At 65.9% G+C, this 13,740-nt stretch carries 14 protein-coding genes and 1 tRNA gene; 9 read left to right on the top strand and 6 right to left on the bottom strand.

Annotation, left to right across the window (positions count from 1 at the left end; genetic code table 11):
• Positions 1-18: 18 nt before the first annotated feature.
• Positions 19-1,482, bottom strand: coding sequence for a leucyl aminopeptidase (locus ACODRZ_RS12420; protein ID WP_488972353.1), 1,464 nt, complete (start codon positions 1,480-1,482; stop codon positions 19-21).
• 95 nt (positions 1,483-1,577) lie between these two features.
• Between ACODRZ_RS12420 and ACODRZ_RS12415 the strand changes: the two genes are divergently transcribed.
• From ACODRZ_RS12415 to rsmA, 4 genes are all read left to right on the top strand, one after another.
• Positions 1,578-3,905, top strand: coding sequence for an LPS-assembly protein LptD (locus tag ACODRZ_RS12415; RefSeq protein WP_488972354.1), 2,328 nt, complete (start codon positions 1,578-1,580; stop codon positions 3,903-3,905).
• Positions 3,906-4,111: 206 nt separating this feature from the next.
• A complete protein-coding gene (locus tag ACODRZ_RS12410; protein ID WP_488972355.1) occupies positions 4,112-5,458 on the top strand; it encodes a peptidylprolyl isomerase in 1,347 nt (448 codons plus the stop codon).
• Positions 5,459-5,465: 7 nt separating this feature from the next.
• Positions 5,466-6,464, top strand: coding sequence for a 4-hydroxythreonine-4-phosphate dehydrogenase PdxA (gene pdxA, locus ACODRZ_RS12405; protein WP_488972356.1), 999 nt, complete (start codon positions 5,466-5,468; stop codon positions 6,462-6,464).
• A 52-nt stretch (positions 6,465-6,516) separates the two neighbouring features.
• Complete coding sequence (rsmA, locus tag ACODRZ_RS12400; RefSeq protein ID WP_488972357.1) at positions 6,517-7,341, top strand: 16S rRNA (adenine(1518)-N(6)/adenine(1519)-N(6))-dimethyltransferase RsmA; 825 nt, start codon at positions 6,517-6,519, stop codon at positions 7,339-7,341.
• Positions 7,342-7,354: 13 nt separating this feature from the next.
• Here rsmA and ACODRZ_RS12395 read toward each other — a convergent pair whose 3' ends face one another.
• The 4 genes from ACODRZ_RS12395 to yajC form a co-directional block, all read right to left on the bottom strand.
• Positions 7,355-7,714, bottom strand: coding sequence for a hypothetical protein (locus ACODRZ_RS12395; protein WP_008828379.1), 360 nt, complete (start codon positions 7,712-7,714; stop codon positions 7,355-7,357).
• Positions 7,715-7,810: 96 nt separating this feature from the next.
• Complete coding sequence (gene secF / locus ACODRZ_RS12390) at positions 7,811-8,800, bottom strand: protein translocase subunit SecF (RefSeq protein ID WP_488972358.1); 990 nt, start codon at positions 8,798-8,800, stop codon at positions 7,811-7,813.
• 15 nt (positions 8,801-8,815) lie between these two features.
• Complete coding sequence (secD, locus tag ACODRZ_RS12385) at positions 8,816-10,426, bottom strand: protein translocase subunit SecD (protein WP_488972359.1); 1,611 nt, start codon at positions 10,424-10,426, stop codon at positions 8,816-8,818.
• 48 nt (positions 10,427-10,474) lie between these two features.
• The gene (gene yajC / locus ACODRZ_RS12380) at positions 10,475-10,810 is read right to left on the bottom strand and encodes a preprotein translocase subunit YajC (RefSeq protein WP_488972360.1); all 336 of its coding nucleotides are present in this window, start codon (positions 10,808-10,810) and stop codon (positions 10,475-10,477) included.
• A 281-nt stretch (positions 10,811-11,091) separates the two neighbouring features.
• Between yajC and ACODRZ_RS12375 the strand changes: the two genes are divergently transcribed.
• The 5 genes from ACODRZ_RS12375 (at position 11,092) to aroQ (ending at position 13,096) form a co-directional block, all read left to right on the top strand.
• A tRNA-Pro gene (locus tag ACODRZ_RS12375) sits at positions 11,092-11,168 on the top strand.
• 168 nt (positions 11,169-11,336) lie between these two features.
• Positions 11,337-11,699: a hypothetical protein gene (locus tag ACODRZ_RS12370; RefSeq protein ID WP_488986204.1), complete on the top strand. Its 363-nt coding sequence runs from the start codon at positions 11,337-11,339 to the stop codon at positions 11,697-11,699.
• A gap of 86 nt (positions 11,700-11,785) precedes the next feature.
• The gene (locus ACODRZ_RS12365; RefSeq protein ID WP_488972362.1) at positions 11,786-12,199 is read left to right on the top strand and encodes a holin family protein; all 414 of its coding nucleotides are present in this window, start codon (positions 11,786-11,788) and stop codon (positions 12,197-12,199) included.
• Positions 12,200-12,234: 35 nt separating this feature from the next.
• Positions 12,235-12,582: a hypothetical protein gene (locus ACODRZ_RS12360; RefSeq protein WP_488972363.1), complete on the top strand. Its 348-nt coding sequence runs from the start codon at positions 12,235-12,237 to the stop codon at positions 12,580-12,582.
• Between the two features lie 76 nt (positions 12,583-12,658).
• Positions 12,659-13,096, top strand: coding sequence for a type II 3-dehydroquinate dehydratase (gene aroQ / locus ACODRZ_RS12355; protein WP_488972364.1), 438 nt, complete (start codon positions 12,659-12,661; stop codon positions 13,094-13,096).
• A gap of 162 nt (positions 13,097-13,258) precedes the next feature.
• Here aroQ and ACODRZ_RS12350 read toward each other — a convergent pair whose 3' ends face one another.
• On the bottom strand, positions 13,259-13,738 hold the full coding sequence (locus ACODRZ_RS12350) for a hypothetical protein (RefSeq protein WP_488972365.1): 480 nt from the start codon (positions 13,736-13,738) through the stop codon (positions 13,259-13,261).
• Positions 13,739-13,740 lie beyond the last annotated feature (2 nt).

The following is a 13,740-nucleotide window of genomic DNA, read 5'->3' as shown; positions in this document are numbered from 1 at the left end:
CCGGCCGCGTCCTTCCGATCAGGCTTCGATCGTGTCGCGCACGAAACGATCGAGCAGGCGCACGCCGAAGCCGGTCGCGCCCTTGTCCCAGGTGGCGCCGGGCTTGTCGGTCCACACGGTGCCCGCGATGTCGAGGTGCGCCCAGGGGGTGTCGTTCTCGATGAAGCGCAGGAGGAACTGCGCCGCCGTGATCGAGCCGCCGAAGCGCGGGCCGACGTTCTTCATGTCGGCGATCGGGCTTTCGATCATCTTGTCGTAGGCAGGCCCCATCGGCATGCGCCAGAGGCGATCGCCCGAGGCATCACCCGCCGCGTTCAACTCAGCCGCGAGACCGTCGTTGTTCGAGAACAGGCCCGCATATTCGTGGGAGAGACTGAGGATGATGGCGCCGGTCAGGGTCGCAAGGTCGATCACCTTGGCAGGCTTATACTCGCGCTGCACCCAGGTCAGCGCGTCGCACAGGACGAGGCGGCCTTCGGCGTCGGTGTTGATGACCTCGATGGTCTGCCCCGACATGGAGGTGACCACGTCGCCCGGACGCTGGGCATTGCCGTCCGGCATGTTCTCGACAAGGCCGCACACGCCGATGACGTTGGCCTTGGCCTTGCGCAGAGCGAGGGCGAGCATAGTGCCGGCCACCGCACCGGCGCCGCCCATGTCCCACTTCATGTCTTCCATGCCGGCTGGCGGCTTGAGGCTGATACCGCCGGTATCGAAGGTCACGCCCTTGCCGACGAAGGCGACGGGCTTCGCGCCCTCTTCACCGCCGAGCCACTCCATGACGAGCAGGCGCGCGGGACGCACCGAACCCTGCGCCACACCAAGCAGCGAGCCCATGCCGAGCGCCGCCATCTCCTTGTCGTCGAGCACGCGAATCTTGAGGCCCGAACCTTCCATGCGCGCCTTGCAGCGCTCCACGAAGCTCTCGGGGTAGATCACGTTGGCGGGTTCGGTGACGAGTTCACGGGTGAACGACACGCCCTGCGCGATCGCCTGTTCGATCTCCCAGACCGCCTCGGTGCCCTCGGGCGCGCCGACCAGCGAGACTTCGGCAAGGGTCGGCTTTGCATCGGCGGCCAGCTTGGTGCGGTAGACGTCATGGCGCCACGAACGGAGATGCGCGCCAAGCAGTGCGCCTGCCGCTTCCTCGGCCGAAAGACCCGCGCCGGTGACGTCGAGCGTCAGCGCCGTCTCGCCGCTGGTGAGGTACTTGGCGACGACGGCTGCGCCAGCCTTTTCCACCGCAGCCTTGCGATCCTTGGCCGAAGCCTCGCCGATACCGGCCAGCGCCACGCGCACGGCTTTGCCGCCGCGCTCGACGAAGCCTTCGAAGACCTGGCCCACCTTGCCGGTGAAACGCGCGCGCTTCGCGCCTTCCGCCAGCACCGCTTCGAGGTCTGCAGGCACCGCGTCCTGATTGACGAGACGCGCGATGACGCCTGAAGCCGACTCATCCGCCGCGCCAAGGAACTGGATCTTCATGGATTCTCCTGGATTTCCCCGGTGAAACGCCGATCTTGTGCGCTTCACCGCATGACTGGATTGCAGTTAGGCACAGGCGATGCGATAGGCAACCCATGCTCCCAGCCGTGCAGACCCCGCTGCAAGCCCCGTTCCGCCGCTTGCGTCCGCTTTCGCTGCACGCGCTCGCCCTCGGAATGGCGGCGTTTTGCGCACCCCACGCCGCTTTTGCGCAGGATGTGGCCCGACCCGTCGATACCGGCCCGATCGTCGGTGCCCCCGCTGCTCCGCCGACCTCTACCGGCGAGACCGAGCCCGTCGCCTTCGAGGCCGACGACGTCCAGTACGAGCAGAACAGCGAAGTCGTCACCGCGACCGGCAACGTCGTCCTGCGCCGCCGTGACGACAAGGGCCAGGTCCAGTCCGTCCGCGCCGACAAGGTCACCTGGAATCGCCAGAGCGGCAAGATCCTTGCCGACGGCAACGTCCGCATGGTCGATCAGGACGGCAATCAGCTCTACACCGAGCAGGTCGAGCTGACCGACGAACTCAAGACCGGCATGATGGAGAACCTGCTCCTCGTCATGCGCGAAGGCGGCCGGCTCGCCGCGCTCAAGGGCGAGCGGATCGCCAACGGCGACGTCATCCTCAACAAGGCGGCCTATACCGGCTGCGACGTCACCGACGATGATGGCTGCCCCAAGAAGCCCAGCTGGCGCATCGTCGCCAGCCGAGTCATCTATTCCGACACGCAGAAGCGCGTTCGCTTCAAGGACGCCCGGATCGAGCTGTTCGGCGTAGTGCAGCTGCCGCTGCTCGGCCTGACCATCAGTACAGACGGCCATGCGGTCTCCGGCTTCCTGATGCCCGACCTCAAGTCGAGCCCGTCGAACGGCATTGAAATCGCGCAGTCCTACTACTGGAAGCTCGCCGAGAATCGCGACCTCACCGGCACGATCTCGGCCTTCACCCAGGCCGCGCCGATGGCGTCGATCCAGTACCGCGCGCTGACCGACAAGGGCGCCTACCAGATCACCGGCCTCGCCACCGCGAGCAGCAGGATTCCGATCTACAGCGGAACGGGTGAGGAAGTCACAAACGGCGAACGAACTTTCCGTGGCTACATCTTCGCCAACGGCAAGTTCCAGCTCGACGACAACTGGAGCGTCACCGCCTCCATCCGCCGCGCCACCGACCGCACCTTCCTGCGCCGCTATGACAACAACCGCGACGACCGCCTGCGCTCGATGGTCGAAGTAGAGCGGATCGACCAGGACAGCTACTTCACGATCGCGGGCTATGCCACGCAGACCATGGTGGCCAGTCGCAGCCAGGGCCTGATCCCCGTGGCGCTGCCGATGATCGACTATCGCCGCCGCATCGACGATCCCGTGCTCGGCGGGAAGTTCGAACTGCAGGCCAACTCGCTGAACATCAGCCGGACCGACGGGCAGGACACCCAGCGCGCCTTCGCCAGTGCGCAATGGTCGTTGCGGCAGCTGACCCGCATGGGGCAGGAAATCACCTTCACCGGCCTCGTGCGCGGCGACGTCTATCATTCCTCCGACAATGCCCTGACGACCGAGGACCTCTATCGCGGCCTCGCCGGCTGGCAGGAGCGCGGCATCGCCACGGCTGCGGTCGATGTGAAATGGCCGCTGGTCGGGCAGGTGTTCGGCGGCACCCAGGTGCTGACCCCGCGTGTCCAGCTGGTCGCCTCGCCGCACGTCAAGAACCTGGCGATCCCCAACGAGGATTCGCGCGCGGTCGATCTCGACACCGGCAACCTCTTCGCGCTCAACCGCTTTCCGGGCTACGACCGGGTCGAGGACGGCGTGCGCTTCACCTATGGCTTCGACTGGCAGTTCGAGCGCCCGCGGTGGAAGATCAAGACCACGGTTGGCCAGTCGGTGCGCCTCAGCAACCAGAACACCGTGCTGCCCGACGGCACCGGCCTCTCCAACAAGACCTCCGACATCGTCGGACGCACCGAGATCCGTTACCGGGACTTCCTGAACTTCATCCACCGCTTCCGCGTGGACAAGGACACGATGGCCGTTCGCCGCAACGAATTCGACGCGGTGATCGGCAACACCCAGAGCTATCTGGAACTGGGTTACACCCGCCTCAACCGCAATATCGTCAACGATATCGAGGACTTGCAGGACCGCGAGGAACTGCGCGCCGCAGGCCGCATCGCCTTTGCGCGCTACTGGTCGATGTTCGGCTCGGCCGTCGTCAACATGACCAGCCGCAAGGACAACCCGGAATTCGGCTCCAACGGTTTCCAGCCGCTGCGGACGCGCTTCGGGGCGGCCTACGAAGACGACTGCGTCCAGATTTCGTTGACCTGGCGCCGCGACTACGTGGCTCTCGGCGACGTGAAGCGTGGCGACTCGTTCCAGCTGGGCTTTGCACTGAAGAACATCGGCGGGGGCGGCTAGACCTTCGCGCTCCGGTGCAACTCGTGATGCATTCGAGCAAAGATTGGCACATTCCGGCAAAGCCGCTATCGGGTGTGCTCATTTTCAGTTAAGCCGCCTCCCGGCAGGTGTGACTTGGATAATGCGGCGGCAATTCCTGGCTTCGGGAATTCCCGCCGTTGATGCGCCGGCCCCAAGGGTCGGCCGAAAACGGGATTGATACAACGGTGCAAGCAGTTAACCGCAAGTTCCTCAAGCGCGCCCTCCTTTGCGTCGGCGGCCTCGCTGCGATGTCTTCCGCGCTGACCGTTCATGCTCAATCCGCTCCCCAGGGCGAGATCTCGATCCCCGACGACGTGAAGATCTTCGGCAACGACAACCCGAACATGCGCCGCGCCACCGCCGTCGTGAACGGCGATGTCATCACCGGCACCGACGTCGACCAGCGCCTCGCCCTCATCGTCGCGGCCAACCAGGGCAAGATCGACGAGGAAGAACTCAAGCGCCTGCGCCTGCAGGTCCTGCGCAACCTCATCGACGAGACGCTGCAGATCCAGGAGGCAAAGGCCGCTGACGTCTCGGTCGACGACGCCGAGATCAACCAGTCCTATGCCCGCGTGGCGCAGCAGAACTTCGGCCAGAACACCTCCGCAATGGACGCCTATCTCAAGCGCGTCGGTTCCTCGGCGGACTCGCTCAAGCGCCAGATTCGCGGCGAACTTTCGTGGCAGCGCCTGCTCCAGCGCAACGTCCAGCCCTTCATCAACGTCTCCGACGACGAAGTGAACGACGTGCTGGCCCGCCTCAAGGCCGCCAAGGGCACTGACGAATACCGGCTGGGAGAGATCTACCTCGCCGCCTCGCCCGAGGCGCGCGATCAGGTCTACCAGAACGCCACGCAGATCGTGCAGCAACTCAAGCAGGGTGGCAGCTTCGTCGCCTATGCCCGCCAGTACTCGCAGGCGAGCACTGCATCGGTCGGCGGCGATCTCGGCTGGGTGCGCCTTGCGCAGTTGCCCACCGAACTGCAGGCCGTCGCCCGCGACATGGAATCCGGCCAGCTGGTCGGCCCGATCGAAGTTCCCGGCGGCTTCGACATCCTCTACCTGATCGACAAGCGTCAGGTCCTCACCGCCGATCCGCGCGACGCGATCCTCGCGCTCAAGCAGATCTCGCTGCCCTTCCCCAAGGGCGTGAGCGAGGCCGAGGCCGGCAAGCGCGCCGAAGCCTTCTCGACCGCGATGAAGGCGGCCAAGGGCTGCGGCGACGTGGACGGCGTGGCCAAGGGTCTCGGCGCACAAGTCGTCACCAACGATCAGGTCAAGGCGCGCGACCTTCCGGCGCAGATCCAGAACTCGATCCTGCAGCTTTCGCCCGGCGAGACGCTGCCGCCGTTCGGCTCGCTGGAGGACGGCGTGCGCATCCTCATGCTCTGCGGCCGCGACGACCCCCAGACCGAGAGCGGCCCGAGCTTCGAGCAGCTTCAGGCCCAGCTCGAGGACGACCGCGTCAACAAGCGCGCGCAGACCTACCTGCGCGACCTGCGCCGTGACGCCGTCATCGAATACAACTGATCGGACTATGACGGCCCCACTCGCCGTGTCTTTGGGCGATCCCGCCGGGATCGCCCCCGAAGTGATTGCCGAAAGCTGGATGCGGCGCAGGGAAATGGCCCTCGCGCCGTTCTTCGTCGTAGGCGGCGCGGCTGTCCTGCGCGCAGCAGCGGCGACGCGCGGGATCGACCTGCCTGTCGCGTCGATCTCGGCGCCTGGTGAAGCGGCAAGCGTATTCGGCTCGGCCCTGCCCGTGCTGGGCGACGAGGACTGTGCCCCGGCATTCGGCGAACCGACCATCGAAGGCGCGGCGCTCGCCCTGCACTCGCTGACCAAGGCCACCGCGCTCGCGCTGTCGGGCGAGGCGGGCGGCGTGGTCACCGGCCCGATCGCCAAGTCGAAGCTGGCCGCAGTCGGCTTCACCCAGCCCGGCCAGACGGAATTCCTCGCCGACGCCTGCGGCCTCCCCCATGAGGCGGCCGTGATGATGCTCGCCGGTCCCTCGGTGCGCACCGTCCCGCTGACCGTCCACGAGGCGCTGTCGGCCGTGCCGGGCCTCGTCACGCGAAACCTCATCGAGAGCAAGGCCCGCATCGTCGCCCGCGCGCTGGCCCGCGATTTCGGCCTGCCGTCGGCGCGGATCGCGGTGACCGGCCTCAACCCCCACGCGGGCGAGGACGGCCGCATGGGCACCGAGGACCGCGACGTCATCGTCCCCGCCATCGCCGCCCTGCAGGCCGAGGGGCTTGCCGTCACCGGCCCGCATCCCGCCGACGCACTCTTCGCCGCGCACGCGCGCGAGGGCTACGACGTGGCCCTGTGCATGTACCACGATCAGGCGCTGATCCCGATCAAGACGCTCGACTTCGATCAGGGCGTGAACGTCACGCTCGGCCTGCCGATCGTGCGCACCTCGCCCGACCATGGCACCGCCTTCGCCATCGCGGGCAAGGGCATCGCGAGCGCCGGCGCGATGATCGCAGCGATCCGTATGGCCGGCGAATGCGCCGCGCGGAGAGCCGCATGACCAGCCTCCATCGTCCTCGCGTACCCGCTCATGGGTGGAAGAGCGTTTCCGAATGACCACCCTCCCCCCCTTGCGCGAAGTCATCGCCCGCCACGGGCTCTCGGCCTCCAAGGCGCTCGGCCAGAACTTTCTGTTCGATGAGCAACTGCTCGACCGCATCGCCGCGATCCCCGGATCGCTGGACGGCAAGGACGTGCTCGAAGTCGGCCCCGGCCCCGGCGGCCTGACCCGCGCGCTGCTGCGTGCGGGCGCGAACGTCACCGCAATCGAGATGGACCGCCGCTGCCTGCCCGCGCTCGCCGAACTGGCCGAAGCATTTCCCGGCAAGCTCAAGGTGATCGAGGGCGACGCGCTCAAGATCGACCCGAAGACGCTGTTCGCGGGCGAGTATCACATCCTATCCAACCTGCCCTACAACGTCGGCACGGCGCTGTTCACCGGCTGGCTATCGGGAGAGGCATGGCCGCCGCAGTGGGCCTCGCTGACGCTGATGTTCCAGGAGGAAGTCGCCCGCCGCATCGTCGCTGAGCCGGACACCTCCGCCTATGGCCGTCTTGCGGTGCTGGCGCAGTGGCGCTCGAAGGCGAAGCTGGCGATGAAGGTGCATCGCAGCGCCTTCACCCCGCCGCCCAAGGTCATGTCGGCGATCGTCCACGTCGTGCCCGGCGAAGCCCCCGAGGGCGTTTCCATGCGCGTGCTGGAGCGCGTGACCGAGGGCGCCTTCGGCCAGCGCCGCAAGATGCTGCGCCAGAGCCTCAAGGGCGTGCCCGGCGCACTGGATGCGCTGGAAGCCCTCGGTATCGACGCCCAGCGCCGGGCCGAAACGCTGTCGGTCGCGGAGTTCGTGAGCGTGGCCAAGGCGCTGACGAAGAGCTGATCAGCGCCGCGCGTTACTGATACCGCAGCGTCTTTTCGAATCCTTCGTTAGCCTTGGTCATCTTGGCCAGCTTGCGCAGCTGGCCGCGAACATTCCGCTGGAACCGGGCATCGTCATAGATGCCCGTCACCCGGTATTCGTCCTCAGCGATCAGTTCCTTGATCCGCGCGGCGAAGGCGGTCTGGTCGTCCACGCAGTCCGCCGCCTTCAGCGTCCGGCAGACCCATTCCTCGGCCGCTGCCTTGTCGTAGTCGTCCTGCGCCTCGTAGCCGCGCCTGTCGGCGTCCGCCTGGTCGAGTTTCGCCGCTTCGAACCGGCGCTCCAGCCATTTGCGCACTTGCGGCGCGTCCCACGCCTTCGACGGATTGCTCATCGTATTCTCCAAACCTGATCCGCTATAGCGAACCGCAACGAAAAGGCCCGCCCCGCATCGCGCGGGACGGGCCTTTTCTCTAGCCGCCGAGGAAGATCAGGGCTGCGGTTGGCCGCGCTCGCGGGCCAGACGCTCCTGACGGTCGATCGCCGATTCGGTCTGGACGAAGCTGTCCGACTTCACGCCCAGCCAGATCAGGATCGGCGCCGACATGAAGATCGAGCTGTACGTACCGATGAAGATGCCCAGCGTGATCGCGGCGGTGAAGCCGAATATCACGTCCGGACCCAGCACCAGCAGCGCCACCAGCATGATCAGGATCGACAACGAGGTCACCACCGTGCGCGACAGCGTCTCGTTCACCGAAAGGTCGAGCAGTTCGGCCATAGGCATGCGGCGGTGCTTCTTGAGGTTCTCGCGAATGCGGTCGTAGACCACGATCTTGTCGTTCAGCGAATAACCCAGCAGCGTCAGCAGCGCGGCCACGATGTTGAGGTCGAACTCCATCTGCGTCAGCGAGAACATGCCTACCGTCAGCAGGATGTCCTGGATCAGCGCGAACAGCGCACCGGCTGCGAACTGCCACTCGAAGCGCACCCATATGTAGATCGAGATGCACAGCATCGCCAGGCTCAGCGCCAGCACGCCGGTCTTGAGCAGTTCGCCCGAGACCTTGCCCGAGACCGAATCGACGCCGTCGATGCGCGCATCGGGGAAGGTCTTCTTGACGTCGGCGGTGATCTTCTGCGCCATCGCGTCGGCCAGCTGCGGCTGCGCTTCGGTGCCCTCGGGCAGCTTCATGCGGAGCGAGACTTCGTTCGGCTTGCCGAAGGTCTGCACCACCGGCTCACCATAACCGAGCTTGTCGACCGCCTTGGTCAGTTCCGCCACCGGCGCAGTCGCGCTGCGCTCGAAAGTCACGCGGATCATCTGGCCGCCGACGAAGTCGACGCCCAGGTTCAGCCCATGCGTGAACAGCAGCACCACCGACGCCACCATCAGAACGATGTTGCTGATGAAGAACGGCCACTGCCACTTGAGGAAGTGGATGTTGGTGTTGTCGGGAATAAGCTTCAGGAGCTTCATTGTGTCTCTCCGCGCTTACAGGTTGAGATCGGACGGGCGCGCCTTGCGCAGCCATCCGGCAACCCACATGCGGGTCAGGGTCACGGCGGTGAACACCGAAGTGACGATGCCGATCATCAGCACGACCGCGAAGCCGCGCACCGGACCCGAGCCGAACGCGAACATCAGCAGCGCCGCGATCGAGTTGGTGATGTTGGCGTCGAAGATCGCGCGGCTTGCTTCCTTGTAGCCCAGTTCCACCGACTGCACCACGCGGCGGCCCTTGGACCGTTCCTCGCGAATGCGCTCGTTGATGAGCACGTTGGCGTCCACCGCCGCGCCCAGCGTCAGCACGAAGCCGGCGATGCCCGGCAGCGTCAGCGTGGTGCCGAAGACCGCCATGACGCCCAGGATCATCAGGATGTTGATCGCCAGCGCGCAGATGCAGGCATAGATGCCGAAGCGGCCGTATGTCAGGATGATGAAGATCACCAGCGCGAGGGTGCCGACGGCCATCGCCACCGCGCCCTTGTGGATCGCATCAGCGCCAAGGTCCGCACCCACGGTGCGCTCCTCGACGACCTTGAGGTCAACGGGCAGTGCGCCCGAACGCAGCGCGATCGCCAGCTGCGTCGCCGACTTCGTCGTGAAGCTACCGGAAATCTGGGCGCTGCCACCCATGATCGGCTCGTTGATCGAAGGCGCCGAGAGCACCTTGCCGTCGAGGATGATGGCAAAGCGCTTGCCGACATTGGCGCTGGTCAGCGCCGCGAACTTCTCGCCGCCCTGCTGGTTGAAGGTGATGTTCACCACCGCACGGTTGGTCTGCTGCTCGAAGCCCTGCTTGGCGTTCGTCAGCTGGTCGCCGGTGATGCCGCCGAGACGCTTGACGGCGATGACCGGGCTCTGACCTTCGGCCATGCCCTCGGCATAAGGCACGATCTCGCTGCCCGGAGGCGCAATGCCCTGAGCCAGATCAGCCTGCGAGGCGCTGTCGTCGACCATCTTGAATTCGAGCTTGGCGGTCTGGCCGAGCAGCGCCTTGAGCGCCGCCGGGTCCTGCAGGCCGGGCACCTGCACATCGATGCGGGTGCCGCCCAGACGGCGAATATCCGGCTCCTTGGTGCCCAGCGCGTCGATGCGCTTGCGCACAACTTCGACGGCGGTGTCCATCGCGTTGCTGACTTCCAGGTCGATGCCCGCCGAAGTCGGCGCCAGCACGAACTGGTTGCCGTTGACGACCTGGATGTCCCAGTCGCGCTGGCCGGTCAGCCCGGCGCCATTGGTCAGCGGCAGCAACGCCTCGCGCGCGGCATCGACCTGCGTGGTATCGCGCACGGTGAAGGTCAGGCGACCGCCCCGGCTCGACACATCGCCGATTGCGATACGCGGCTCGGCGGCGCCCAGCTTGGTGCGGACCGATTCCTCCATGCCTTCCAGACGCTGCTGGATGACCTGGTTGCGATCCGCCTCCAGCAGCAGGCGCGAGCCGCCCGCAAGGTCGAGGCCGAGGTTGACCTTGGGCGCAGGCACGCCTTCGGGCAGATGGACATTGGTGAACGAAAGCAGCGTCGGCACCGAGAGCAGGCAGAGCACGAACGCCAGCCCCCAGTACCAGATCTTCTTCCAGATCGAGAATTCAAGCATCGCCTGTTCGCCTTGGAAAAGAGCGTGTGGTCAGTCGCCTGCCGGCGTTCAGTCGTTCGCGGGCTTCGAGCCGGCGGGCGGGATCACGTCCACAATCGTGGACTTGAGCGCCTTCACCTTCACGCCCTGCCCCAGTTCGACCTCGACGTAGTTCTCGTCGACCTTGACGATCTTGCCGATCAGACCGCCGCCGGTGAGCACTTCGTCACCCTTCTTGAGCGCCGCCAGCTTGTTCTTCTGCTCCTTCTGCTGCTTCATCTGCGGGCGCAGGATGAGGAACCAGAAGATCGCGGCCATCGCCACGAACGGCAGGTAGGTCATCCAGGCCGGCGGCGCACCGGCGGGTGCGGCTGCGGCAAGCTGGGCAAGGATCGAGGTCTGCATGGAAATGATGGGCCTTCTCGTGTCGCGTGTCGGACGGCGAATCGTATGCCGACCGGTGCCGCGCCCGCCTGTGGAAAATTCCATCGGACGCGCGCGAACGGATGCGGGCGGTTAGCAATAAAGCGCAGCGCTGGCAACGCGCGGCACCGCAGGCTTCCCCCACTGTCATCGCAGCAGATAGGATGCCGCCCCCGCGTTCAACCGAGAGGCAGCGGCGGCGAAAAACTATGCGGCAGGCGCTTGCGCATCCTGAAAGACCTGCCTATAGGCCGCGCTCCGGTCGGGACGTAGCGCAGCCTGGTAGCGCATCACACTGGGGGTGTGGGGGTCGGAGGTTCGAATCCTCTCGTCCCGACCAATCAAAAACGCCGTCTCCTGCTTCGCGCGGGAGACGGCGTTTTTCGTTTTGGCGCGGATAATCCGGCGATGACATTGGCTGTCATCGAGACCTTTCATCGCCGCGCTATGCTTGACCGAGCAAACTTCCCCAGCCATTCCAGAAGCCTCCATGGTCTGACATGTCGGGGTGAACATGAAGCTCTCACTTGCAGTCGCTGCCTTCGGGCTGGCCACCTTTGCGACCTTTCCTGCCATGGCGCAGACTGCTTCGTGTTATCGCCTCGGCAACGTCACATCGTGCACGACCAGCCGGACCATGGGCGACAATCCGGCCCAGCAGCGATACTCGGGCTTTCAGGAAGTCGAGCGCCTGCGCGACAAGAATGAGGAGCGCGAAGCGATCCGGCAGGAACAGGGTCTTCGCGAGGAAGTTGGCGCGCTGATCGCCGATGGCAAATGCTCTGATGCGCGCAAAGCGGCGCTCAGAGCCGGAGATTTTGCGCTGGCGAAAGAAGCCGGTTCGATGTGCGAGCCTGCGCAGCGGCGATAGGCAACGGCCCGCGGCCAAGAATTCATTTTCCTACACGAACCGATATGGTCATTTGAAAGCGGATCACTCTGGTAAAGGATCCTGCCATGGCCCTCCTCGATTCGCTGCTCGGCCCCGTCACCCGCATCATCGACAAGGTGGTTCCTGACCCCGAGGCCCGCGACCGCGCCAAGCTGGAACTGCTCAAGCTCGAAAACACGCAGGAACTCGAGATGCTGCAGGCCAGCCTCTCGGCCATCGTCGCCGAGGCGAACAGCGCCGACCCCTGGACCAGCCGCGCAAGGCCCAGCTTTCTCTACGTGATGTACCTCGTGATCCTCTGGGCCTTGCCGATGGGCGTGGTCGCGGCGTTCAATCCGGGGCTCGCAGAAGCCATCGGAGCGGGGATGAACGGATATCTCGCAGGGATCCCGGAGCCGCTCTACGCGCTTTTCGGCACCGGTTACCTCGGCTACTCGGCAATGCGTCAGTGGGGCAAGACCAAGGGGTCCGATCGGTAAGCGAAACGCTAACGCTTTCGCGCTATCTTGCGTGCATGATCGTGCGCTCCATCCTCCATCGTCCGCTCGGCAAGGCCCTGCTCGGCCTTGCCGCGCTTCCCGCGCTAGCGGGCTGCAGCCAGCCACCTGCGCCCGCACCGACCGAGAGCGGCGTCGATGTCGACGCCGCCGCCGCAGAGGCCAAGGCCCGCGCCAAGGCCGAGCGCGAGGCGAAGCTCGCCGCCTTCTACGGCGGCGATGCGCCAGCAAGCGACGAGACCCCGTCCAAGGACGACAGACCGGACAGTTCTCCTGCGCGCGCCGTCTCGGCACCGGCGCCCTTGCCGGCCGGCGCTCCCAATGCCCCGGCCGCCCCCGATCCCGGAATTGGCATCGTCCGGTAGGCTTGCGCCCTGTGCCCGTCCCGCTAAACCTCGCGCCACACACATCGCGCTACATTGGCGGAAGGTATTCAAGCCCATGACGGATAAGCTGGTCTACGTGCTCAACGGCCCCAACCTCAACCGGCTGGGCAAGCGCGAGCCGGCGATCTACGGATCGCAGACCCTCGACGACATCGGCGCGATGCTGGAAAAGCGTGGCAAGGCGTTGGGGCTGAGTGTCGTGCTATTCCAGTCAAACCACGAAGGCGACCTCGTCGACTGGCTGCACGAGGCCGAGGACGCGGGCGCCCACGCAGTGCTGCTGAACGCCGGGGCCTACACTCATACATCGGTGGCGCTGCTCGACGCAATCCGCTCGATCACCCCGCCGGTGATCGAGGTTCATCTCTCCAACCCGCACACGCGCGAAGACTTCCGGCACAAGTCATGGGTCGGTATGGCGGCAAAGGGCACGATCGCCGGGTTCGGCGCGCAGAGCTACATGCTGGCGCTGGAGGCAGCCGCGGAGCTCTGAGCGGCAGCGCAGTCGTCATCCCAGCGAAGGCTGGGACCGCTATGACCATGTCACGCCCTATAGACAGGGCAATGCGGGTTTTGCGGAAGCCCTGCCGATACCTTGCGCTCTGACGAGAGCGGTCCCAGCCTTCGCTGGGATGACGGGCTCAATACTGCGGCATCACCCCTTGCAGGGATGCAGTTCCCCCCGGCCATCGCGAACCGCAACGATCCGGTGCATCGACACGCCCAGCGGATCGACCGCATCCGGCAGCGCCACAAGGCAGATGCCCTGCCCGGTCAGATTGAGGAGCGCCTTGCGCACAACCTCGGTGCTCGCCCGCTGCGCCAATCCCGCTATGACGAAAGCGGGGCGCCCGCCGCGCGGTTCTGCAGGCAGCATATGTCCATGAAGATCGGCGACCGGCTTGCCCTGCACCGTCCAGCGATCGGCAGCAGGGTCATAGAACGGCGCGACATCTATGTCCGCGCGCGTGATCCCCGCCGCTGCCGCACCGCGCCCGTAGTCGCGACTGTCGGCAAGTTGGAACGCCGCCGCGTCCTGCCCATCGCCGCGCGGCCAGAACCACCAGGCGTTCACCACCACAAGCACCGCGACCGCCGCCACGAGCAGCGGTGTACGTTTCGACCGTCCCGTCACGC

This window comes from Novosphingobium sp. FG90 (genome assembly GCF_057808725.1).
This window is presented reverse-complemented; position numbering and strand designations above follow the sequence as displayed.